The 22,983-nt window shown below is 63.7% G+C and carries 24 protein-coding genes; 9 read left to right on the top strand and 15 right to left on the bottom strand.

Going from position 1 to position 22,983, the window contains the following annotated elements; translation table 11 throughout:
- The first annotated feature begins 38 nt into the window (after positions 1-38).
- Positions 39-2,081 carry an ATP-binding protein gene (locus tag FN835_RS01185; protein ID WP_142661351.1) on the top strand — a complete coding sequence of 681 codons (2,043 nt, stop codon included), beginning with the start codon at positions 39-41 and terminating at the stop codon, positions 2,079-2,081.
- Positions 2,082-2,085: 4 nt separating this feature from the next.
- Here the strand turns inward: FN835_RS01185 and FN835_RS01180 are convergent, their stop codons facing one another.
- On the bottom strand, positions 2,086-2,691 hold the full coding sequence (locus FN835_RS01180) for a sulfotransferase family protein (protein WP_142661350.1): 606 nt from the start codon (positions 2,689-2,691) through the stop codon (positions 2,086-2,088).
- Positions 2,692-2,935: 244 nt separating this feature from the next.
- Between FN835_RS01180 and recA the strand changes: the two genes are divergently transcribed.
- The 4 genes from recA (at position 2,936) to FN835_RS01160 (ending at position 7,992) form a co-directional block, all read left to right on the top strand.
- Positions 2,936-4,006, top strand: coding sequence for a recombinase RecA (gene recA / locus FN835_RS01175; RefSeq protein WP_142661349.1), 1,071 nt, complete (start codon positions 2,936-2,938; stop codon positions 4,004-4,006).
- Between the two features lie 185 nt (positions 4,007-4,191).
- The gene (alaS, locus tag FN835_RS01170; RefSeq protein WP_142661348.1) at positions 4,192-6,849 is read left to right on the top strand and encodes an alanine--tRNA ligase; all 2,658 of its coding nucleotides are present in this window, start codon (positions 4,192-4,194) and stop codon (positions 6,847-6,849) included.
- Complete coding sequence (locus FN835_RS01165; RefSeq protein ID WP_142661347.1) at positions 6,846-7,136, top strand: DUF1330 domain-containing protein; 291 nt, start codon at positions 6,846-6,848, stop codon at positions 7,134-7,136. Before alaS ends, FN835_RS01165 begins: the two co-directional genes overlap by 4 nt.
- A gap of 61 nt (positions 7,137-7,197) precedes the next feature.
- Entirely contained in the window at positions 7,198-7,992 is a 795-nt protein-coding gene (locus FN835_RS01160; protein WP_142661346.1) for a class II glutamine amidotransferase, read from the top strand.
- A 63-nt stretch (positions 7,993-8,055) separates the two neighbouring features.
- Here FN835_RS01160 and ureG read toward each other — a convergent pair whose 3' ends face one another.
- From ureG to FN835_RS01115, 9 genes are all read right to left on the bottom strand, one after another.
- Positions 8,056-8,670: an urease accessory protein UreG gene (ureG, locus tag FN835_RS01155; protein WP_142661345.1), complete on the bottom strand. Its 615-nt coding sequence runs from the start codon at positions 8,668-8,670 to the stop codon at positions 8,056-8,058.
- The gene (locus FN835_RS01150; protein WP_185958541.1) at positions 8,667-9,293 is read right to left on the bottom strand and encodes an urease accessory protein UreF; all 627 of its coding nucleotides are present in this window, start codon (positions 9,291-9,293) and stop codon (positions 8,667-8,669) included. Before FN835_RS01150 ends, ureG begins: the two co-directional genes overlap by 4 nt.
- Positions 9,290-9,757 (bottom strand): urease accessory protein UreE, encoded by a 468-nt coding sequence (locus tag FN835_RS01145; protein ID WP_142661343.1) that lies wholly within the window; start codon positions 9,755-9,757, stop codon positions 9,290-9,292. The genes FN835_RS01150 and FN835_RS01145 overlap by 4 nt, the downstream gene beginning before the upstream one ends.
- Before the next feature lie 22 nt (positions 9,758-9,779).
- Complete coding sequence (locus tag FN835_RS01140; protein ID WP_142661342.1) at positions 9,780-9,998, bottom strand: DUF1127 domain-containing protein; 219 nt, start codon at positions 9,996-9,998, stop codon at positions 9,780-9,782.
- A gap of 105 nt (positions 9,999-10,103) precedes the next feature.
- On the bottom strand, positions 10,104-11,804 hold the full coding sequence (ureC, locus tag FN835_RS01135; RefSeq protein ID WP_142661341.1) for an urease subunit alpha: 1,701 nt from the start codon (positions 11,802-11,804) through the stop codon (positions 10,104-10,106).
- Positions 11,804-12,109: an urease subunit beta gene (locus FN835_RS01130; protein WP_142661340.1), complete on the bottom strand. Its 306-nt coding sequence runs from the start codon at positions 12,107-12,109 to the stop codon at positions 11,804-11,806. The genes ureC and FN835_RS01130 overlap by 1 nt, the downstream gene beginning before the upstream one ends.
- Positions 12,106-12,654: a HupE/UreJ family protein gene (locus FN835_RS01125; RefSeq protein WP_142661339.1), complete on the bottom strand. Its 549-nt coding sequence runs from the start codon at positions 12,652-12,654 to the stop codon at positions 12,106-12,108. Before FN835_RS01125 ends, FN835_RS01130 begins: the two co-directional genes overlap by 4 nt.
- Before the next feature lies 1 nt (position 12,655).
- On the bottom strand, positions 12,656-12,961 hold the full coding sequence (locus tag FN835_RS01120; protein ID WP_142661338.1) for an urease subunit gamma: 306 nt from the start codon (positions 12,959-12,961) through the stop codon (positions 12,656-12,658).
- Between the two features lie 15 nt (positions 12,962-12,976).
- Positions 12,977-13,777, bottom strand: coding sequence for an urease accessory protein UreD (locus tag FN835_RS01115; protein ID WP_142661540.1), 801 nt, complete (start codon positions 13,775-13,777; stop codon positions 12,977-12,979).
- A 189-nt stretch (positions 13,778-13,966) separates the two neighbouring features.
- Here FN835_RS01115 and FN835_RS01110 point away from each other — a divergent pair, with 189 nt between their 5' ends.
- From FN835_RS01110 to FN835_RS01100, 3 genes are read left to right on the top strand one after another with little or no spacing between them, the layout of a single operon-like run.
- Entirely contained in the window at positions 13,967-15,259 is a 1,293-nt protein-coding gene (locus FN835_RS01110) for an adenylosuccinate synthase (protein ID WP_142661337.1), read from the top strand.
- A gap of 1 nt (position 15,260) precedes the next feature.
- Positions 15,261-15,473 carry a DUF2842 domain-containing protein gene (locus FN835_RS01105; protein ID WP_142661336.1) on the top strand — a complete coding sequence of 71 codons (213 nt, stop codon included), beginning with the start codon at positions 15,261-15,263 and terminating at the stop codon, positions 15,471-15,473.
- The gene (locus tag FN835_RS01100) at positions 15,470-16,144 is read left to right on the top strand and encodes a thiamine diphosphokinase (RefSeq protein WP_142661335.1); all 675 of its coding nucleotides are present in this window, start codon (positions 15,470-15,472) and stop codon (positions 16,142-16,144) included. The genes FN835_RS01105 and FN835_RS01100 overlap by 4 nt, the downstream gene beginning before the upstream one ends.
- Here FN835_RS01100 and FN835_RS01095 read toward each other — a convergent pair.
- Genes FN835_RS01095 through FN835_RS01085 form a run of 3 tightly spaced genes read right to left on the bottom strand, consistent with a single transcriptional unit; the run spans position 16,110 to position 19,541 of the window.
- Entirely contained in the window at positions 16,110-16,904 is a 795-nt protein-coding gene (locus FN835_RS01095) for an ABC transporter permease (protein WP_246098618.1), read from the bottom strand. The two genes, FN835_RS01100 and FN835_RS01095, sit on opposite strands and share 35 nt — an antisense overlap.
- Entirely contained in the window at positions 16,897-17,895 is a 999-nt protein-coding gene (locus tag FN835_RS01090; protein ID WP_142661333.1) for an ABC transporter permease, read from the bottom strand. Before FN835_RS01090 ends, FN835_RS01095 begins: the two co-directional genes overlap by 8 nt.
- Positions 17,847-19,541, bottom strand: a complete 1,695-nt coding sequence (locus FN835_RS01085) for a peptide ABC transporter substrate-binding protein (RefSeq protein ID WP_142661332.1) — start codon at positions 19,539-19,541, stop codon at positions 17,847-17,849. Before FN835_RS01085 ends, FN835_RS01090 begins: the two co-directional genes overlap by 49 nt.
- A 149-nt stretch (positions 19,542-19,690) precedes the next feature.
- Here FN835_RS01085 and FN835_RS01080 point away from each other — a divergent pair, with 149 nt between their 5' ends.
- Positions 19,691-20,860: a M20 aminoacylase family protein gene (locus FN835_RS01080; protein WP_142661331.1), complete on the top strand. Its 1,170-nt coding sequence runs from the start codon at positions 19,691-19,693 to the stop codon at positions 20,858-20,860.
- 45 nt (positions 20,861-20,905) lie between these two features.
- Here FN835_RS01080 and lpdA read toward each other — a convergent pair whose 3' ends face one another.
- Positions 20,906-22,297: a dihydrolipoyl dehydrogenase gene (lpdA, locus tag FN835_RS01075; RefSeq protein ID WP_142661330.1), complete on the bottom strand. Its 1,392-nt coding sequence runs from the start codon at positions 22,295-22,297 to the stop codon at positions 20,906-20,908.
- A 42-nt stretch (positions 22,298-22,339) separates the two neighbouring features.
- Positions 22,340-22,924: a DUF924 family protein gene (locus tag FN835_RS01070; RefSeq protein ID WP_142661329.1), complete on the bottom strand. Its 585-nt coding sequence runs from the start codon at positions 22,922-22,924 to the stop codon at positions 22,340-22,342.
- Between the last annotated feature and the right edge of the window lie 59 nt (positions 22,925-22,983).

The following is a 22,983-nucleotide window of genomic DNA, read 5'->3' as shown; positions in this document are numbered from 1 at the left end:
GCGTATTGAACTCGTCAGGAACGACGAAAGGGAATTTAATGCCGGATCGGGCAGAACCATCGCGCTCGGCGCAGTTGTTGGTGCCGTTTCTTGCGCTGCCTGCGCTGCTGGGTGCGTGGTGGATGGTGCTGACGCCCGACATCAGCGCGGGACGCATTCTGCTGACGGTGGGCAGTGCGCTGATCGCATGGTATCTGCTGGGCGGCGCGATTTCCGCAGTGCATTTTCGTCGCTTTCTGTCCGTGCGCCGCGATCTTGCAAGATTGCGCGATGTCGTGGCGCAGCACGATATGCCGGCTTTGGTGGTATCCCGGCGTGGGATCGTTCTGGCCCAGAACAGCGCGGCCTTTTTGAAACTGGGCGAGCTGGTGGGCGATCCGGTCCATGTCGCATTGGGCCATCGCCATGCCGACCCCGCGCGAACCTGGCAAGACATCTGCCTTGCCGTGGCCCGGAATGGCCGCACCGTCGCAAATCTGGGCGATGGCGGCAGCTTTCAGGTCACGCGGGCAGGCGCAAGCAAGCTGCAGCTTTGGCTGACGGATCTGCCCGATGTCCAGACCCCTTCACCCGCCCCCCAGCGCGTTCAGGACGACCATTTCGACCGTTTGCCCGTTCCGCTGCTGATGCTGGATGCGCATTCAATCATTCTGCGCGCCAATGATGCCGCACAGGAGCTGCTTTGCAATGTCACGCCCGGTCAGGCGCTTTCGGAACTGCTGGACGGGCTTGGACGCGGGATCGGCGATTGGGTCTCGGATGTCGCGGCGGGCCGCAGTGCGGGCGCTGTTGAGGTGCTGCACCTGAAATGCGAAGGTGCGGAACGCTTTATTCAGGTCACCTTGTCGCGCGGCGATTGTGAGCATGTGATCGCCGTTCTGTCGGATGCAAGCGCGATCAAGACACTTGAAGCGCAGTTCGTGCAAAGTCAGAAGATGCAGGCAATCGGTCAACTTGCTGGCGGTATCGCGCATGATTTCAACAACCTGCTGACTGCCATCACCGGGCATTGCGACCTTTTGATGCTGCGGCACGACAAGTCCGACCCGGATTACGCGGACCTTGACCAGATCGGCCAGAATGCCAATCGCGCGGCGGCCTTGGTGCGGCAATTGCTGGCGTTCTCGCGCAAGCAGACGCTCAAGCCTCAGATCATGGATTTGCGCGATACCCTGTCGGACCTGACACATCTGCTGAACCGCTTGGTCGGAGAGCGGGTGGCACTGACCTTCGACCACGATCCCTCGCTGCGGATGATCCGTGCCGACCGTCGCCAGCTTGAGCAGGTCATCATGAACCTTGTGGTGAATGCGCGCGATGCGATGCCGGATGGCGGTGACATCACCATCAGCACCGACAACCTGCAACTGGTGGCCCCGACCGAAATCGGTCGTGCGATCCTGCCTCAGGGCGATTATGTGCGCGTTCAGGTGCGTGATGAGGGATGCGGCATCCTGCCCGAGGATCAGGCAAAGATATTCGAGCCATTCTACACCACCAAACGCGCAGGCGAAGGGACGGGACTTGGTCTTTCGACCGCTTACGGCATCGTCAAGCAGACCGGCGGCTATATCTTCTGCGACAGCACGCCGGGCGAAGGCGCAACCTTCTCGCTGTTCTTTCCGGTTCACGACCGACCCGGACAGTCGGAACACGAAGAGGCGCCCGAACCCGCTCGTTCTCCCGTCCGGCCGCGCCGCGAAATCGATGCGACCATCCTGCTTGTCGAGGACGAGGCGCCTGTGCGGGCATTCGCCAGCCGCGCGCTAAAGCTGCAGGGCTTCAACGTGCTGGAGGCGGATTGCGCCGAAGATGCTCTGGCAATACTGGTCGATGAACGACTGCACGTCGATGTGTTCGTGACCGATGTCGTCATGCCGGGCATGGACGGTCCTGCCTGGGTCCGCACAGCCCTGCGTGATCGCCCGCAGACCCGCGTCATCTTCATGTCGGGATATGCCGAAGACATATTTTCAGACGGTCGCCCGCCTGTGCCGAACTCGGTATTCCTGGCCAAGCCATTTTCGCTTTCAGACCTTACGGCAATGGTCAGCAAGCAGTTGGAGGCGGAGCCCGCCTGACCGATCAGGTCGGAACGGCCACCATCCCGATCTGATCGTAAAGCGCCAGGTCATCGGCAAGTGTCTGACGCAGCGCAGCCTCTGTCGCGGGATCAAGCGTCACGTCCACAGTCGGGGGCACGTTCACCCGAGGCAGGTTGATGGCGCAGTCCAGCTGATCTTCAAGGAAATGGGTGAAATCCTCGATCTGGTCATAGCGGAAAATACGATCCACCTGATCCGAGCCATGCGTCAGAAAATCCGCCTGCGCACCGATGCCTGCGGTCAGATTGCGATCCGCGCCGCTGTAATCCTGCGCAAAACCCGCGAAGCTGATGCCGACCATGCGATGGTCCGGGTCATCAATATCGTCGCGCAGCCGAAAGCGATACCAGCTGCGAAGCCAGTCGATCGGCTCTCGCATCAGGGCAACGGTGGTGAAGTGATCCCCTGTCGCCTCGTGCAGCCAAGGCTCGATGTGACGGCGATAGGATTTCAGGTCGGTGTGCTTCAACTCGGCAGGGCGCTGAACCGAAAGATTGGCCAGCGATTCCAACGAGGCTTCGATCGCGGTCGATCCAGCTTTTGGCGTTGCCAGAAAGACCAGCCGCTTTTCCCAGAATATCAGCATGTTGACACATTCCACCATTTCCATACAGCGCCCAGAAATAAGCAGCCAAAGCTGGGCTGTAAACCAAATCTTAACCGCTGGGCGCGATGCTGCCTTTGGTATCGGCAAAGCTTGCGCGAACCGAATCGATAACCAGTTCTTGCATTTTTCAGCAATTACGGCCAAATAGAACAAGCCGTGAACATTTTGCGGTTGGGCAATGATTGCCCCGGCAGTCGGGGTGTGAAATAAGCATGAGGACGGCATGGCAGGGGCAACACTTTTCGACATGAACGACAAGCGCACGGCAGACAAGCAAAAGGCTTTGGACAGCGCGCTGGCGCAGATCGAGCGGCAGTTTGGCAAGGGCTCGATCATGAAGCTGGGCAAGGACAGCCCGGTGGCCGAGATCGAGGCGACCTCGACCGGCTCGCTGGGGCTGGACATCGCGCTGGGGATCGGTGGTCTGCCCAAGGGCCGCATCATTGAGATTTTCGGGCCTGAAAGCTCGGGCAAGACCACACTGACGCTGCATGTCGTGGCCGAGGAGCAGAAAAAAGGCGGCGTTTGCGCATTCGTCGATGCCGAACATGCGCTGGACCCGCAATATGCCCGCAAACTGGGCGTCAATCTGGACGAATTGCTGATCAGCCAGCCCGATACTGGCGAACAGGCGCTGGAGATCGTGGACACGCTGGTCCGGTCGGGCGCGGTGAACCTTGTCGTTGTGGACTCGGTCGCGGCACTGACGCCGAAATCGGAAATCGAAGGCGATATGGGCGACATGCAGATGGGCAGCCAGGCCCGCCTGATGAGCCAGGCGATGCGCAAACTGACCGCCAGCATCGGCCGCAGCAATTGCATGGTGATCTTTATCAACCAGATCCGCATGAAGATTGGCGTGATGTTCGGCAACCCCGAAACCACGACGGGCGGCAATGCGCTGAAATTCTATGCCTCGGTGCGTCTGGACATTCGCCGCACCGGCTCGATCAAAGATCGGGACGAAGTCGTAGGCAACTCGACCAAGGTCAAGGTCGTCAAGAACAAGGTGGCACCGCCCTTCCGTCAGGTCGAATTCGACATCATGTATGGCGAGGGGATTTCAAAGGTCGGCGAGCTGATCGATCTGGGCATCAAGGCCGGTGTGGTCGAGAAATCGGGGTCGTGGTATTCCTATGGCGACGAACGGATCGGGCAGGGCCGGGAAAACGCCAAGCAATTCCTGCGCGACAATCCCGATGCCGCCATGGCGATCGAGGATAAGATCCGCGCCAGCCACGGTCTGGATTTCGGAGCAAGCGACGATGGCGATGACGCCCTGACCGAAGAATGAGACGGTGATAAATGCGCGGGGCCGGCCCCGCGCATTTCCGTTCGGCGCGGCCTGCTGATCCACTGCGGGCAGGAATGTCCACGACATCAAACCCCGCAGGATTGCTGGACAGCGGCCATGGCTGGGGCTAGACCGGGCGGCAACCCGGTTTGGCCGGAAAAGACCGCTTGCGATGAAGGCCCGATATGCCCAGCTTGAATGACATCCGCTCGACTTTCCTGAACTTCTTTGAACGCAACGGCCACCGTGTCGTGGCCTCCAGCCCATTGGTGCCGCGCAACGACCCGACGCTGATGTTCACCAATTCGGGCATGGTGCAGTTCAAGAATCTGTTCACCGGTGTCGAAACACGGGACTATAACCGCGCGACCACCGCGCAGAAATGCGTTCGCGCGGGCGGCAAGCACAACGATCTGGACAATGTGGGCTATACTGCGCGCCACCATACGTTCTTTGAAATGTTGGGCAATTTCAGCTTTGGCGACTATTTCAAGACGCAGGCGATCCCCTATGCCTGGGAATTGCTGACCAAGGATTTCGGCATCCCCAAGGATAAGCTGCTGGTCACGGTCTATCACACCGACGACGAGGCGGCGAATATCTGGAAAAAGGTCGCGGGCCTGTCGGATGATCGCATCATTCGCATTCCGACCAGTGACAATTTCTGGCAGATGGGCCCGACCGGCCCTTGCGGTCCCTGCACCGAGATTTTTTACGACCACGGCGACAAGATCTGGGGCGGTCCGCCCGGCTCGGCTGATGAGGACGGTGATCGTTTCATCGAGATTTGGAACCTCGTCTTCATGCAGAACGAGCAGTTCGAGGACGGCTCGATGCGCGCCCTCGACATGCAGTCGATCGACACCGGCATGGGGTTGGAGCGGATCGGCGCGCTGCTGCAGGGCAAGCACGACAACTACGACACCGACCTGATGCGCAGCCTGATCGAGGCATCGGCCCATGCGACCAGCAACGATCCCGATGGTCCGGGCAAAGTGCATCACCGGGTCATCGCCGATCACCTGCGTTCGACCAGCTTCCTGATCGCCGATGGCGTCATGCCCTCGAACGAAGGGCGCGGCTATGTGCTGCGGCGGATCATGCGCCGCGCCATGCGTCACGCGCATATCCTGGGGGCCAAGGATCCTGTCATGCACAAGCTGGTCCCGGCGCTGGTTCGCCAGATGGGCACGGCCTATCCCGAACTCGGCCGGGCGCAGGCGCTGATCGAAGAGACCCTGAAGCTTGAGGAAACCCGCTTCAAGCAGACGCTGGATCGTGGTCTGCGCTTGCTGGACGACGAACTTGCGCGCCTGCCTGAAGGCGCCGACCTGCCCGGCGAGGCGGCATTCAAGCTTTATGACACCTATGGCTTCCCGCTGGACCTGACGCAGGACGCGTTGCGCGAAAAGGGCCGTGCCGTGGAAACCGCAGGCTTTGACACCGCGATGGCTGAGCAAAAGGCCAAGGCGCGCGCGGCCTGGTCCGGTTCGGGCGAAACCAAGGATGCCGCAATCTGGCTGGATCTGGCCGAACAGCACGGTGCGACCGAATTCCTGGGCTATGACACCGAAATCGCCGAGGGACAGATTTTGGCGCTGGTGCAGGACGGTGCGGCGGTTCAGCAGGCGGGCGAAGGCCAGCAGGTGCAGATCGTCGTCAATCAAACGCCGTTCTATGGCGAATCCGGCGGTCAGGTCGGCGATACGGGCCTGATCAAGACCGAAACCGGCGCGGCCCGCGTGACCGACACCAAGAAAACCGGCGGCGTCTTTATCCACGTGGCCGAGGTGACGTTGGGCACGATCACGCCCGGTCAGGGTGCGCAACTGTCGGTTGATCACGACCGCCGCAGCGCGATCCGCGCGAACCACTCGGCCACGCACCTGCTGCACGAGGCGCTGCGCCGCGCCCTTGGCGATCACGTCGCACAGCGCGGCAGCCTGAATGCGCCCGACCGCCTGCGCTTTGATTTCAGCCACGCCAAAGCGCTGACGCCCGAGGAAATCGCGCAGGTTGAGCGTGAGGTGAACGAGTTCATCCGCCAGAACACCCCGGTGGAAACCCGCATCATGACCCCCGACGACGCCCGCGCCCTTGGCGCTCAGGCGCTGTTTGGCGAGAAATACGGCGATGAGGTCCGCGTGGTTTCGATGGGCGAACTGGCTGGTTCGGGCAAGGGCAATGACGGTCAGACCTATTCGCTGGAATTGTGCGGCGGCACGCATGTGCTTCGCACCGGCGATATCGGGATGTTCGCCCTGACCACTGAAACCGCCTCGGCTGCCGGTGTGCGCCGGATCGAGGCGCTGACCGGGCAGGCCGCGATGGAAGCACTGCGGCGCGTCGATCTGGAACTGTCCGAGATTGCGGGCATCCTGAAGGCGCAAACCGGCGACGTGGTGAACAAGGTCCGTGCGCTGGCCGATGAACGCAAGACCCTTGCCAATGAAGTCGCGCAGCTTAAGCGGCAATTGGCGATGGGTGGCGGCTCGGACGATGCGCCCAAGGAAATCAACGGCATCAAGCTGATCGCCCGCCGCGTCGATGGCGTCTCGGGCAAGGAGCTTGGCCCCCTTGTCGATGAGATGAAGGCGCGTCTGGGTTCTGGTGCCGTGGTCGTTCTGGCCGAGGCGGATGGCAAGGCCACGGTCGCGGCGGGCGTGACCCCCGACCTGACCGCTCGGGTCACTGCCGTCGAATTGGTGCAGGCAGCGACGGCCGCCCTTGGCGGCAAGGGCGGCGGCGGTCGTCCCGACCGTGCGCAAGGCGGCGCGCCCAGCCTTGATGCTGCGGACCAAGCCATCGTCGCCGTTGAGAACTTGATTGGAGAGAAAGCATGACCGCACTCTGGATCGCACATGTGAACGTGACCGACCCCGAATCCTATGGCGAATATGCCAAGCTGGCCGGTCCCGCGATCGCTGCGCATGGGGGCGTCTTTCTGGCCCGCGGTTCGCGTTATGTGCAGCTGGAAGGCAATGACCGGGCGCGCAATGTCGTTGCGCGTTTCCCCAGCGTCGAGGATGCCGTGGCCTGCTACCGCTCGGATGAATATCAGGCGGCGCTGGAACATGCCAAAAATGCGGCAGAACGCGATTTGGTGATCGTCGAGGAAAACCCGGCCTGACGGTTTCGGATGCATGTCCCGGATTTCGTGCTAGAATCATCCAAAAGCATGGGGGACGGGCATGTGTCGCTGGGCAGCCTATATCGGCAGTCCTATCTATCTTGAGGATGTCATCTGTCGGCCCGGCCATTCGCTGGTCCGGCAAAGCCACGGGGCGACCCGCTGTCATACGGCGGTCAATGCCGATGGGTTCGGCCTTGCATGGTATGGCGAACGCGATGAGCCTGGGCTTTACCGCGATGTGATGCCCGCCTGGTCGGACAGCAATCTGAAAAGCCTGACCGCAACGCTGAGATCGCACCTGTTTCTGGCGCATGTCCGTGCGTCGACCGGCACGGCCACCAGCCGCAACAACTGCCATCCCTTTGTCGTCGGGCGCTGGTCCTTCATGCATAACGGCCAGTTCGGCGGTTATGATAGCTATCGCCGCCACGCCGATGCGCTGATCCCCGATGAATATTACCAGCACCGCAAGGGCGCCACGGATAGCGAGGCGCTGTTTCTGATGGCCTTGGGAGAGGGGCTGGACGACGATCCCGCCGGTGCCATGGCCCGCGCGACCGCCAAGTTCGAAGCTTTGGCCCGCGAACGGGGTGCCGCGCCGCATGTGCGGCTAACCGCTGCCTTTTCGGACGGTCAGCGGCTTTATGCGCTGCGCTATGCCAGCGACGAATTCGCCCCGACGCTTTATCACCGCTGGTCAGATACGCGCGGCGGCAGGGCGGTCGTATCCGAGCCGTTGGAAAGCGACGAATCTGACTGGCAGGAAATCCCGGCACAAAGTTTCTGCGTCTTTGATGGTGCCGATCTGAATATCACACCCTTTTTGCCCGCCAGTCTGCGGTCCGCGGCCTGACGGGGCACGGCCCCGCGCTTTCCCGGCCCCTAAATGGGGTGGGGAAAGCGGACCTTGGCGGGCCTAAAGGTTCAATCCGCCCTCGGCCATTAGGAAATCGACGACCTCGGCCACGCCTTTGCCATGCCGCAACTGCGCCATGACGAAGGGTCGTGCGCCCCGTGCGGCGCGGGCATCGCTTTCCAGCAGCGTGACATCGACGCCCACATGCGGCGCAAGGTCGGTCTTGTTCACCACCAGCAGGTCGGAACGCGCCAGCCCCGGCCCGCGCTTGCGAGGAATGTCCTGCCCGGCGGCGGTGTCGATGACATAGATCGTCAGATCCGCCAGTTCGGGTGAGAATGTCGCTGCAAGATTATCGCCGCCGGATTCGATCAGGATCAGCTCCAGATCCGGAATGGCCGTCCGCAGATCCGCAACTGCGGCAAGGTTGATGCTGGCATCTTCGCGGATCGCGGTATGCGGACAGCCGCCTGTTTCCACGCCCCTGATACGTTCGACGGGCAGCACCTGCGCGCGCATCAGCGCTTCGGCATCTTCGCGGGTATAGATGTCATTGGTGATGACGGCCATCGACAGGCGCGGCGCAAGGGCGCGGGCCAGTTGCTCGGTCAGGGTGGTTTTTCCTGCGCCGACGGGGCCGCCGATGCCGACGCGGAGGGGGCCGTTATGGCTCATGTGCGGAAAATCCTTACATCCAGTGTTTCGTGCCGCATCGCCGCAAGATCGGCGGAAAAGGTGGCGGTTTCCAGCGATGTTTCTGTAGCTTGGGCGGCGTGGTTGGCCAGTTCTGCGATCAGTCCGTGAAGCCCGGCCAGCGCCGCTTGCGATTGCGCCTGACCCAAAGGCAGGAAACGGGTCGCTGCCGAAATCAGGTTGGCTGCAAATGCGTGCAGGTAATGCGCGATCACCTCGGGCACGGGCAGGCCCAGATCCCGCGCGGCCACGCCGACCGCGACGGGCAGGGGACGCGGGGGCATGGTATGGCCCAAAGCGGAAAGGGTGGCGGCCAAGGCGCGGCCCTGATCCATCGTCTCGGCCAGCCGCTCGGACGTGCCGGACATGGCACGACAGGTATCGGCCAGCGCATCTGCATCGCCGCCGCGCAAGACCAGCGACAGCAGCACCGCGTCGGTCCAGCCGCCGCCGTGACGCAGCACCTGCGCGACCCAATCGGCCACCGCATCGGCATCGCGCAGCCCATCGGACATGGCCTGTTCAAGCCCATGGGAATAGGCAAAGCCCCCGGTCGGGAACGCGGGGGAAAGCCATTGGATCAGGGAAAGCCGTGCCTGCATCAATGCGAATGGAAGCCGGGGCCGTGGTCGTGGCCCATCGTGCGCCCATGTCCGTAGGCGCCGCATTCGGGGGCGAAAGCGGCCATGGTCGGGGTCACCCGCGCACCAAGGCCGCGCAGCATACCTTCCAGCACGTGATCAGCGCGGATCAGCAGATGATCGGCACCGATCTGGCAGGGTGTGTGGCGGTTGCCAATATGCCATGCCAGCCGTGGCAGCGGGCCTTCGATGCGCAGGCAGGGTTCCATCGCGGCTGTGACGCCGATCAGGCGACCATCATCCAATTGGAACGCATCGCCGGGATCAAGGCTGACCGTTTCGGCCAGATCGACAAGGAATGACACGCCCCCGCGCGATGTCAGGCGTTTGCGCCGCAAAAAACGGCCTTCGTAATCCAGCACGACCGAATCATCGGCGGCTGTCGCACGCAAGACGGTGCCCGCGCGCAGGCTGAGAAGGGCGGTCATACCCGCCCCCCCTGCGCTGAAATCAGATCAGGTCGCGAAAGACGTGATGCACGATCCGGTCGCGGGTCAGGCCCATTTTGGCCAGTTGTTCGTCGGATTTCGCCTGAAGCTCTTCGACTTGTTTCCGGCGCGATTGCGCATCGACGCAAGCTGAAAAGACGGTGCGCACGGCGCCGAAGAATTTGTCGAACAGCGTCGGAACGGAAAGCGCCGGGCTGAATTCGGTGGTTTGTAGTGCCATTGGAAACCCTTTCGGTATTGGCGAACGGTTTCCCCCCATGCATTTCAGGATATATCATCCAATCCTCTGGAACCATTTCGGAATCTGCAACGCTGCATTGCAGCGTCAGAAAAGGAAGTAGCGCTGCGCCAGCGGCAATTCGGTCGCGGGCTGGCAGGTCAGCAATTCGCCGTTCGCGCGAACCTCGTAGGTTTCGGGATCGACCTCGATCACGGGGGTCGCGGCGTTCAGGCGCATGTCAGCCTTGCCGATGCCGCGCGTGCCGCGCACGGCGACCGCAGCTTTCAGCATGCCGTCACCGACCCCTGCATCCAGCCCCGCCTGCGACAGGAACGTCACGGATGATGCGTGACGCGCGCGTCCCATCGCCCCCCACATTGGCCGCATATACATCGGCTGAACAGGGATTGAGCCGTTCGGATCGCCCATCTGCGCCCATGCGATCATGCCGCCGACCAGCACCATTTCGGGCTTCGCGCCGAACATCGCAGGATCCCAGATCACCAGATCGGCGCGTTTGCCCGGCTCGATCGAGCCGATCTCATGGGCGATGCCATGCGCGATGGCCGGGTTGATGGTGTATTTCGCAACGTATCGCCGGGCGCGCAGATTGTCGTTTTCGCCGGTTTCATCCGCCAGCCGCCCGCGCTGGACCTTCATTTTGTGGGCGGTCTGCCATGTGCGGGTGATGACCTCGCCGACGCGGCCCATGGCCTGACTGTCCGAGGAGATCACCGAAAACGCGCCCATGTCGTGCAGGATGTCTTCGGCTGCGATGGTCTCGCGGCGGATGCGGGATTCGGCAAAGGCCACGTCTTCGGGCACGCGCTTGTCCAGATGATGGCAGACCATCAGCATGTCCAGATGCTCCTCCAGCGTGTTGCCGGTAAAGGGGCGCGTGGGGTTCGTGGAACTGGGGATGACGTTCGCCGCACCCACCAGCTTGATGATGTCGGGGGCATGGCCGCCGCCCGCGCCCTCGGTATGGAAAGCGTGGATTGTGCGGCCCTTGATCGCGGCAAGGGTGTTTTCGACAAAGCCGGATTCGTTCAGCGTGTCTGTATGGATCGTGACCTGCACGTCCATCGCGTCCGCCACCGTCAGGCAGCAGTCGATGGCGGCGGGGGTGGTGCCCCAATCCTCGTGCAGCTTCAGGGTCGATGCCCCGGCGCGGACCATCTCCTCCAGCGCCTCGGGGCGCGAGGCATTGCCCTTGGCCGAGATCAGCATGTTCACCGGCACATCATCCATCGCCGCGATCATGCGCCCGATATGCCATGGCCCCGGCGTGCAGGTTGTGGCCAGCGTGCCATGCGCCGGACCCGTGCCGCCGCCCAGCATGGTGGTGATGCCGGATGCGATGGCGTCCTCGACCTGCTGGGGGCAGATGAAATGGATATGCGCGTCGAAGCCGCCGGCGGTGACGATACGGCCTTCGCCTGCGATGATCTCGGTTCCCGGCCCGATGATCAGCGTGACGCCGGGCTGAGTGTCGGGGTTGCCTGCCTTGCCGATCCCGGCGATGCGGCCGTCGCGCAGGCCAATGTCGGCCTTGTAGATGCCGGAATGGTCAAGGATCAGCGCATTGGTGATGACCGTATCCATCGACCCGCCCGCACGGCTGATCTGCGACTGGCCCATGCCGTCGCGGATGACCTTGCCGCCGCCGAACTTTACTTCCTCGCCATAGGTGGTCAGGTCGCGTTCGACCTGAACGATGATTTCGGTATCGCCCAGACGGATACGGTCGCCCGTGGTCGGGCCATACATCTGCGCGTAATCGCCGCGCGAAATGGTCGTTGCCATTACAATGCCCCCATGACCTTGCCGTTGAAGCCCCAGATTTCGCGCTTGCCCGCAAAGGGGATCAGCCGCACCTCGCGCATCTGGCCGGGTTCGAACCGGACCGCCGTGCCCGCCGCAATGTCCAGCCGCATCCCCCGCGCCGCATCGCGGTCGAATGACAGGCCGGGATTGGTTTCGGCAAAGTGGTAATGGCTGCCGACCTGCACCGGACGGTCGCCGGTATTGGCGACCATCAGCGTGATCGCCTGCCGGTCGGCGTTCAGGGTGATGTCGCCAGCCGCGGGAAACACCTCTCCGGGGATCATGGCATCACCGCCAGCGCGATGCCCGCCGCCGCCGTCATGCCGCCCAGCACCCGTGCCATGCCCATGCGGCCAAGGCCGATGCCCGCCAGATGCAGCGCCCCTGTCGCCAGAACGAAGCCCGCTGCATAGGCGACCAGCCCATGCGCCGGACCTTCGACCCCATGCGCATGGCCGTGCATCAGACCGAACATCGCCACCACCGGCAGCGCAAAGCCCAGCGAAGGCCGCAGAGCCAAGGCCACCGCCAGCCCCAGCACGATGCCGGATGCCAGGATCACCGGCTCGACCCCCGGCAGATGCAGGCCCGCGGCACCCATCGCGCCGCCCGCCACCATCGCCGCGACAAAGGCCAAAGGCAGCGCCCAAAGGCCACGCTTGTCCGCAGCGGTCGCGGCCCACAGGCCCACCGCGACCATCGCCAGCACGTGATCCGCGCCGCCCAAGGGGTGCATCCACCCTTCGGCAAAGGGGTTGCCGTGGCCGTGATGGCCGGGATGGGCAAAGGCGGCCGTGGGCATCAGAAGGAAGGGGAGAATGCGTTTCATCTTAGCCTCGGATAGGGTCGTGAACGGTGACAAGTTTCGTGCCGTCGGGAAATGTCGCCTCGACCTGCACAGAGTGGATCATCTGAGGAATGCCGGACATGCACTGATCGCGGGTGATGACATGCGCGCCCGCCTCCATCAGGTCGGCGACACTGCGACCGTCGCGGGCGCCTTCGACCACGAAATCGGTGATGATCGCGATGGCTTCGGGGTGGTTCAGCTTGACGCCGCGCGCCAGCCGCCCCCGCGCCACCATGGCGGCGACCGAAATCAGCAGCTTTTCCTTTTCGCGTGGGCTTAGGTTCATGCGTTCCTCATGGTTTCAGATTTGCCAGACGCGGGGCAGGGGGCCGGGGCGCAGCGCCCGGATCAGCCGCATCAGGGCTTGTCGCAAAGGCCAGCCGTCGCCCGCCATCAGCCGCGCGACCAGCTTGCCGTCAAAGGCGCTGGCCGCACCCGCATCCCCCAGCGCCGCGCGGGCCGTGCCAAGGCGGTCCGCGGCATCGGGCGCGACCAGAACCAGCGTGGCAAAGGCCCGGCATCCCGCCAGCGTGGCCAAGCCACCCGGCAGCAAAGCGTCGTCCAGTCGTAGGTTTTCGATGAACACCGGGCGACCATCGCGGGTCACACGGCGGCGGTCGTTCACGTCCAGCCGTGTCACCACCTCGCCCATGGCGGCGCGGCCAAGGATCAGGGTTTCCGCCCAAAGGCAGGTGGCGGTCCCCGTCAGCGCGATTTCCTGTTCCCGCAGCAAGGCGGCGCGGTCGAACAGGATGGTTTCCTGCGGCAGCAGGTCCAGATGCGCCGCGTCCGCCACCTCATACCGGGCGGTGACATGGGCCTGTCCCGTCACGCTGCGATAGGCGCGTTCTGCCGTCTGCGTCGTGGCGGTCAGATGCGTGCCGGGGTCCTGGGTCACCGAAATCTGCATCCGGTCGCCGCCGGTCAGCCCGCCCGAGGTGTTCAGCATCACCAGCTCGCACCCCGCGCCCGGCGGCAGCATCGCCTTGGTGCTGCCGGCCTGATGCAGTCGCGCCAACCGCGTCTCGTCGCCCGAATATGCGAATCCGGCGCGCAAAACGCCATGCGCGCGGGGCAGTGAAAGGGGCGACGGGTTATCCAACATGCCCGAACCATGGGCAAATCAGGGATAGATGCGCAATCTTGCAGCCGCATTTGCCGCACGCCATGCACAAACAGCCTGTAACGGCAGCATATGCTTAAAATTACGGCAGCACCAATTCAGCTTTCCCCGCGCGGCTTCGCCCATTATACCGTGGGCGGCATTCAATGACGGCGGAAGGGAAGCAATATGGCCAATGTGGTGGTCGTCGGCGCGCAATGGGGCGACGAAGGCAAGGGCAAGATCGTTGACTGGCTCAGCGAACGTGCCGATGTGATCGCGCGTTTTCAGGGCGGCCATAATGCGGGCCACACGCTGGTCATCGGCAATCAGGTGTTCAAACTGTCGCTGCTGCCCTCGGGCATCGTGCGCAAGGGCAAGATGGCGGTGATCGGCAACGGCGTCGTGCTGGACCCGTGGGCGCTGTTTTCGGAAATCGACAAGCTGTCGGCGCAGGGCGTGGAAATCAGCCCGGAAAACCTGATGATCGCGGAAAACACCCCGCTGATCCTGCCGCTGCATCAGGATCTGGACCAGCTGCGCGAAGCGGCTGCCGGTGCCTCGAAAATCGGCACGACCGGGCGCGGCATCGGTCCGGCCTACGAAGACAAGGTGGGCCGTCGCACCATCCGCGTCGCCGATCTGGGCGATGAGGAGACGCTGGACGCCCGTCTGGACCGCCTGCTGGCCCATCACGAGCCGCTGCGTCAGGGTCTGGGCGCAACGCCCATCGACCGCGATGAGCTGAAAGCCAAGCTGATGGAGATCGCCCCCAAGCTGCTGCAATACGCGCAGCCGGTCTGGAAGGTGATGAACGACTATCGCAAGGCAGGCAAACGCATCCTGTTCGAAGGCGCGCAGGGCAGTCTGCTGGACATCGACTTTGGCACCTATCCCTATGTTACCAGCTCGACCACCATGTCTGGTATGGCCGCGTCGGGCACGGGCATGGGGCCGTCGGCGATCGGCTTCGTTCTGGGTATCGTCAAGGCATATACGACCCGCGTGGGCTCCGGCCCGTTCCCGTCCGAACTGGACGACGAAGACGGCCAGCGTCTGGGTGAGCGGGGCCATGAATTCGGCACCGTCACCGGGCGCAAGCGTCGCTGCGGCTGGTTCGACGCGGTTCTGGTGCGTCAGACCTGCGCGATCTCGGGCGTGGACGGCATCGCGCTGACCAAGCTGGACGTGCTGGACGGCTTCAAGACGCTGAAGATCTGCACGGGCTACGAAATCGACGGCAAGCATTACGACCACCTGCCGACCGCCGCCGCGCTGCAGGAAAAGGTCAAGCCGATCTATGAGGAGATGCCGGGCTGGGAACAATCGACCCAAGGCGCGCGCAGCTGGGCCGATCTGCCCGCCGAGGCGATCAAGTATGTCCGCCGCATCGAGGAGCTGATCCAGTGCCCCGTCGCGCTGCTGTCCACCAGCCCCGAGCGTGACGACACGATCCTTGTCACCGACCCGTTTGCGGACTGACATGGACCTGAAGACACGCAAACGCTGGTCTTTGGTCATCCTGCTGATCGGCCTGCCGCTTTACATCGTGGTAGCCGTGACGCTGATGAACTGGCTGGACGCCCGTTTCGGGCGCCAGCCGATCCTGATCGAGCTTGCCGTCTATGCGGGTCTGGGCATTCTTTGGGCCGTGCCGTTTCGCCGGATGTTCACCGGCATCGGCAAGGGCGAATGACCGCCCCAGCACCGGCTCTGACAAGCGACCGGCCCGTGACGCTGATTGGCGGCGGGCCGTTTTCGCAAGCCGATCTGGAACTGGCCCTGCCGCTGGCGCCGCTGGTCGTGGCGGCGGATGGCGGCGCAGATGCGGCGCTGGCACATGGGCTGGACCCCAGCGCGGTGATCGGCGATTTCGATTCCCTGTCCGAGGCCGCGCGCAATGCCATCCCCGATGCGCGGCTGCACCGCGTTAAGGAACAGGAAAGCACGGATTTCCAGAAATGCCTGTCACGGATCGCCGCGCCTTTGGTGCTCGCGGTGGGGTTTTCGGGTGCGCGTCAGGATCATTTCCTTGCGGCGCTGAACGCGCTGGCGCGACGGATCGGACCGCCCTGCATCCTGATCGCTGGGTCTGATCTGATCGCGCTATGCCCGCCGGACATGGCGCTGGACCTGCCTGCCGGTGCGCGGGTGTCGTTGTTTCCGATGGGCGCGGCGCGTGGACGCTCGACCGGGTTGCAATGGCCGATCGATGGACTGGAATTCGCGCCAGATGCGGCAGTCGGCACGTCGAACCGGGCGACGGGGCCGGTGACGCTTTCGATTCAGGGGCCGATGTTGATCTGCCTGCCGCGCGATTGTCTGGCGGCGCTTATCGCGGCACTTTCACCTGCGCCAGCGCGTTGACGGCCAGCACGGTCAGCAGGATCAACCCGCCGGGCAGCAGGACGCGCGCCGGGTAAAGCTGCATCTGTTCGACGCCTTCGGCCAGCATCCGGCCCCATGTGGGCAGGTCGGGCGGAAAGCCGAAACCCAGAAACGACAGCGCGCTTTCGGTCATGATGGCCGAGGCAAAGCCCAGCGACGCCGCCACGCCGATCTGCGGCGCGATGTTGGGCAGCAGGTGCCGCACGATCAGCCGTCCCGACCCATTGCCGACCATCCGCGCCGCGACGATGAATTCGCGCCCCCGCAAGGCCATCACCTCGGCCCGGACGACGCGGGCAAGCTGCATCCACGAGGTCAGGCCGATCGCCCCCACGATCAGCACGAATGCCCCCGCCGCAGGCCCGATGGCGCGCGCCAGCGGTTCGCGAAACAGCATGACGCCCAGCAGAAGCAATGGCAGCAGCGGCAGCGCCAGAAACAGATCGACCAGCCGCATCAGCGCCCCGTCCAGCCGCCGGAACCAGCCCGCGGCAACGCCGACGCCCGTGCCCAGCACCACCGCCAGAACGCTGGCGCAAAAGCCCACGGCCAGCGACACGCGCCCCCCGGCCATCAGGCGCGCCAGCATGTCGCGGCCCAGTTGATCGGTGCCTAGCGGATGGCCCAAACCCGGCCCCAGATTGCGCGCGCGCATGTCCAGCAGGCCGGGGTCGATCCGCCATAACAGCGGACCCAGCAGCATCAGCGCCAGGATCAGGACCAGCACCCGCTTAGCCAAGGCGCGGGTCCAGCCAGCGATACAGCGCATCGGCCACAAGGTTGCACAGGACGATCAGCGCGCCGAACAGGAATGTCAGCGTCAGCACCATCGGCAGGTCGTTGGCCTGCACCGCGCCGATCAGCAATTGCCCCAGCCCGTTCACACGAAACACCTGTTCGGTGATGATCGCGCCGCCAAAGACTCCGGGCAATCCCAACGCCACGACCGTCACCACCGGCAGCAGCGCATTGCGCAGCATGTGCCACAGCACGACGCGCGTGGGCATCCCCTTGGCCCGCGCGGTGCGGATATAGTCCTGCGCTGCGGCCTGAACCATCGCGGCGCGCAGGACGCGGCTCAGCTGCCCGGCGTTGTAAAGGGCCAGCACGGCCACGGGCATGACCATCTGCCGGGCCTGCTGGGCAAGCCCCTCCCACCCCTGAACCCGCAGGGTCGTGTCATAGACCGAGGGCAGCCAGCCCAGCCACACGCCGAAGATCAGGACCAGCAGCACCCCGGTCAGGAATGTCGGCAACGACCAGCCCAGCATCGCCAGCCCGGTGCAGGCGCGGTCCAGCCAGCCGCCTGGACGCCAGCCCGCGATCAGCCCCATGGGCAGGGCCAGCGCCGCGCCCGCCAGATAGCCGCCGCCCACCACCCACAGCGTCTGGGGCAGGCGTTCCGCGATCACGTCGAAAACCGGCGCGCGGCTTTGGTAGCTGATCAGACGCTGGCCCGCATCAATGCCCAGCCAGTGCAGCGGCTCGATCCAGAAAAGCTGCTTCAGCCACAGCAGATAGCGCAGATGCCACGGCTGATCCATGCCAAGGGCGGCGCGCATCCGGTCGCGCACCTCGGGCGAAAGCGTCAGCGGCACTTGCCCCAAGGGATCGCCGGGCGCGGCCTCGATCAGCAGAAAGATCACGCCCGAGATGACCAGCAGCAGCGCCAGCCGTCCGATCAGCGTGCCCGCACCCAATCCGCCGCGTTCCACAATTCGCTGTCCCATGCGTTCATCACCACGCCGCCAAGCGCGTTGGAATGGGCCGAGACGCGGCCGCGATCAACCAGCGGCACGACCACCATGCCATCCTTGGTCAGCATGTCATTCAGCTTTTTGGCAATCGCCCCCCGCGCCTGCACCCCCGAGGTCCGGCCCAGTTCCGCCAGCAGCTTGTCGAATTCGGCATTGCAATAGCGGTTGATGTTTTCGCCCTGCCACTGCGTGTCCGGCGACGGTGCCTTGTCGCAGGTATAGCGCGCCAGATAGGGCTCGGGATCGGTGCCGTCGAAGTTGTTGGCGAACATTTCGACATCGGCGTTGAAGCGGATGAAGGTGTCAGGCGAGTTGGCATCCGCGCCAAAGAAGACCGCAGGCTCGACCACCTTCAATTCGACCGAGACGCCGATATTCTGCCACCATTGCTTGATCAGCGCCTGATAATCCTGCCGGATCGGATTGGCCGAGGTCTGAAACAGCAGATGCAGCTTGCGCCCATCCTTTTCGCGCACGCCGTCCGTGCCGGGAACCCAGCCCGCCTGATCCAGCAAGGCCATCGCGCCCTCGCTGTCCTGCGCGATGCAGCCGGTATTGTCCGAGGCGAATACCTCGGGCGCGGGGACCAGATTGCAGGTGGCGCGGCCCGTGGGCCCGTAACCCACATCGCTGAGAAGCTGCCGGTCCAGCGCCATCGACAGCGCCCGCCGCACCCTTTCGTCCGACAGGATCGGGTGGGGGTGTTTGATCGTCGCACGCTCGGTCTCGGGCAGGTCGGGCGAGGGGTCGGACAGGTTCATCTCGACCCGTTCGACCAATGTGCCGAATGCGGTGACAACGCGACCCTTGCCCGCCGCCTCCATGCTTTTCAGCAGATCGGGCGGCACTTGGGTGTTCCACGCATAGTCGAATTCGCCGGTTTCCAGCACCGCCGTCGCCGCGCCTGCCGCATCGCCGCCGCCCTTGACGGTGACCGTCGCGAAAGCGGGCTTGGCCGGGTCGCGGTAATTCGGGTTCGCCTCAAGCGTCAGGGCGTCATTGGTGCGAAATTCGGTCACGCGGAACGGGCCGGTGCCGATGGGGCGGAAATTCTGGTCGGTGCAGGTCGATGCCGCAGCGCCCATGCAACCCGCGAATTGGGCCTTTTGCAGGATCGGGCTTTGCGCCCCCGTGAATGCCGTGAAGGGATTGGGGCGCGGCGCGGCGTAATGGATCACCACCGTCAGCGGGTCCGGCGCTTCGACCCGGTCGATGCCTTCGTAACGGCCAAGCTGGGCGCAACCGCCATCGGGGTTCATGCAATAATCGGCAGTGAATTTCACGTCCTCGGACGTGACGGGCGTGCCGTCGGACCATTTCAGGCCGGGCTTCAGCCGCCATGTCACGGTTTTCAGATCCGCCGAGATACCGCCGTTTTCAGCACTGGGAATTTCGGCGGCAAGGCGGGGGAAAACGTCACCCTTTTCATCGAAGCCCGCCAACGGCTCGATCACCAGGGATGACGGCTCAAGATCCTTGGTCCCCGAGGACAGATAGGGGTTCAACGTCGATGGGGCCTGCCAATAAAGGATATTCAACTGCCCATCCGCGCCCCTTTCGGCATGTGCCATAGGCGCAAGGACCGTGCAAAGCGCGGAAATCATTGCCACGTTTCTCATCAAAACCGCTCCTTAAGGGAACCTGATTTCACAGAATCGTGAGGGATTTTCCGAAGCAACGCTAATGAAAGCAAGCGCGATCTTGCGCGCCGCGCGGCCTTGCGGCGGCATGGCAAAACAGCCAATCTTCCGCGCGAAGGAGATGTCACATGCCCGTCAAGAACCGCTTCGCCGAAATGTTGCCAGAAATCACCGCCTGGCGACATGACTTTCACCAGCATCCCGAACTGCTTTACGAAGTGCATCGCACGGCGGGAAAAGTGGCCGAATTGCTGCGCAGCTTTGGGCTGGACGAGGTGGTCGAGGGGATAGGCCGCACCGGCGTCGTGGGCGTGATCCGCGGTCGCAGCGACAAATCGGGCCGCGTGATCGGGCTGCGCGCCGATATGGACGCGCTGCCGATCCGCGAGGCGACGGGTCTGGACTATGCCTCGGTGACGCCGGGGGTGATGCATGCCTGCGGCCATGACGGGCATACGGCAATGCTGCTGGGCGCGGCGAAATATCTGTCCGAGACGCGGAATTTCGACGGCACGGCCATCGTCATCTTCCAGCCCGCCGAGGAGGGCGGCGGCGGCGGTCTGGCGATGATCGAGGATGGGCTGACTGACCGCTGGCAGATCGACGAATATTACGGCATCCACAACATGCCCGGAATGCCGACCGGCCAGTTTGCCATCAAGCCCGGTGCGATGATGGCCGCGACCGATCAGTTCGACATCGTGGTGACGGGCAAGGGTGGTCACGCCGCCAAGCCGCACGAGGGGATCGACACCACGCTGGTTGCGGCGCAGATCATCGTGGCGTTGCAATCTATCGTGTCGCGCAACGTGGACCCGCTGAAAAGCGGTGTCGTCTCGGTCTGCGTGGTCGAAACGGACAGCACGGCGCATAATGTCATCCCCCAGACGGTGCTGCTGAAAGGCACGGCGCGCAGCCTTGATCCCGGCGTTCGCGACCAGCTTGAGGACGGGGTAAAGCGCGTGGTTGACGGCATCGCTGCGGCGTTCGGCGCGCAGGCCACCGTCGAATACGATCGCGGCTATCCCGTCACGATGAACCATCCCGACGAGACGGGCTATGCGGCGGATGTCGCGCGTCGGATCGCGGGCGATGTCGATCTGGACATGCAGCCTTTGATGGCGGGCGAGGATTTCAGTTATATGCTGGAAAGCCGTCCGGGGGCCTATATCTTCATCGGCAACGGCGATTCAGGCAGGCTGCATTCCGCGAATTACAATTTCGACGACAATGCCATTCCGGCAGGATCAAGCTGGTTTGCCGGCATGGTCGAGGCGCGGCTGCCTGCGGCGGGATAACGGGCCGGGACCGAAAAAAGGGGGCCATTCCGGCCCCCTTTCGCATCAGAAGTGGATGGCGCGGCCATAGGCCGAAAGCGTGGCTTCGTGCAGCATTTCCGAAAGCGTCGGGTGCGGGAAGACGGTTTCCATCAGCTCGGCCTCGGTCGTTTCCAGCGTGCGGCCGACGACATAGCCCTGGATCAGTTCGGTGACTTCCGCGCCGATCATATGGGCGCCCAGCAACTCGCCCGTCTTGGCATCGAAGACCGTCTTGATCAGCCCTTCGGCTTCGCCAAGCGCGATGGCCTTGCCGTTGCCGATGAAGGGGAAGCGGCCGACCTTGATGTCGTAGCCGGCGGCCTTGGCCTTTTCCTCGGTCAGGCCGACGGATGCGACCTGCGGGTTGCAATAGGTGCAGCCGGGGATCGAGTTCGGCTTGATCGGGTGGGGGTGACCGCCCGCGATCAGTTCCGCCACCATGACGCCTTCATGGCTGGCCTTATGCGCCAGCCAGGGCGCGCCCGCCACGTCGCCGATGGCAAACAGCCCTTCGACGCCGGTGCGGCAATATTCGTCGGTCACGACATGGGTGCGGTCGATCTTGGCGCCCAGCTTTTCAAGACCCAGATTTTCGACATTGCCGACGATCCCCACGGCCGAGATCACGGTGTCGAATTCCTGCGTCTCGGTCTTGCCGTCCTTTTCGATATGGGCGGTGACCTTGCCCTGACCGCGATCCAGTTTCTTGACCGTGGCCTTTTCGATGATCTTCATGCCCTGCTTGACGAATTGCTTCTTCGCATGGGCCGAGATTTCCGCATCTTCGACCGGCAGCACGCGGTCCATCACCTCGACCACGGTGGTATCGGCGCCCAGCGTGTTGAAGAAGCTGGCGAATTCGATGCCGATCGCGCCCGAGCCGATGACCAGCAGGCGTTTGGGCATCCGCGGCGGTTGCAGCGCGTGCTTGTAGTTCCAGACCAGATCGCCATCCGCCTCAAGGCCGGGCAGGTTGCGGGCGCGCGCGCCGGTGGCCAGCACGATGGACTTGCCCACGACTTCCTCGGTGCCCTTGTCGGTCTTGACGCTGACCTTGCCGGGGGCGGTCAGGGTCGCTTCGCCCATGATGACGGTGACCTTGTTCTTTTTCAGCAGATGGCCCACGCCGCCCGCCAGTTGCTTGGCAACCCCGCGTGAGCGTTTGACGACTTCGCCCAGATCATAGCCGATGCCGTCGGCCTTCAGGCCGAATTCCTTGGCGCGGTGCATCAGGTGGAACACCTCGGCCGAACGCAGCAGCGCCTTGGTCGGGATACAGCCCCAGTTCAGGCAGATGCCGCCCAGATGTTCGCGTTCGATCACCGCGACTTTCAGACCAAGCTGGGCACCGCGAATGGCGCAGACATACCCCCCCGGCCCAGAGCCGATCACCACCATGTCGAAGGACTGCGCCATGGAATTCTCCCTCTCGCAAAAGATAGTTCAGCGTTAAACCAATTACCCGAGGTCAGCAAGCAACAGCTTGCCCGAGACCAGCGCACCATAGCCGCCAGCCTGCATCACGCGGTTTTCCGCCTCGGTCGGGGTGCGGCCAAGGGCGGCGTTGCGCCACGGAAAGCGCCCGAACAGGGCGATGGTGTCGCGATGCAGTTCGGCATGGCGCAGGTTTTCGCCGGGCATGAATTCGGCGAACAGCTCGACCGCGCGGTTCTGGTCGTCGATATTCTCGCTATGCTCGAATGGCAGGTAAAAGAACTGCCGGGCAGGCGGGTCGATGCGCAGATCGAAGCCTGCGGCTATCGCGTCATTCGCAATCGCGCGGGCCAGGTCGTCGGTCGCAAAGGCGCGGGCATCTTCGCGGAACATATTGCGCGGGAACTGATCAGTCAGGATCAGCGACGCAAGCGCGCCTTCGGGCGTTGTCTGCCATTCGCCGACCAGCCGCTCGGCCTGTTGCCAACTGGGCATGAAACGGTCGCGGATTTTCTGGTCCAGCGCGTCCGAGCGTTCATACCAGCCTTTTTCTCCAACCTCGTCCAGCCAGAAACGGTTGATTTCCTCGGGTGTCTTGCTTTGCGGCATCAGACGCCTCCTGTTCCCTTTGTGTTGCGGGGATGCTGGCAGAGCCGGCGCGGGGCTGC

The sequence above is a fragment of the Paracoccus laeviglucosivorans genome (genome assembly GCF_900182695.1).
Classification (GTDB): domain Bacteria; phylum Pseudomonadota; class Alphaproteobacteria; order Rhodobacterales; family Rhodobacteraceae; genus Paracoccus; species Paracoccus laeviglucosivorans.
The sequence above is the reverse complement of the archived record's forward strand: the minus strand, read 5'-3'. Positions and strand labels throughout refer to the sequence as shown.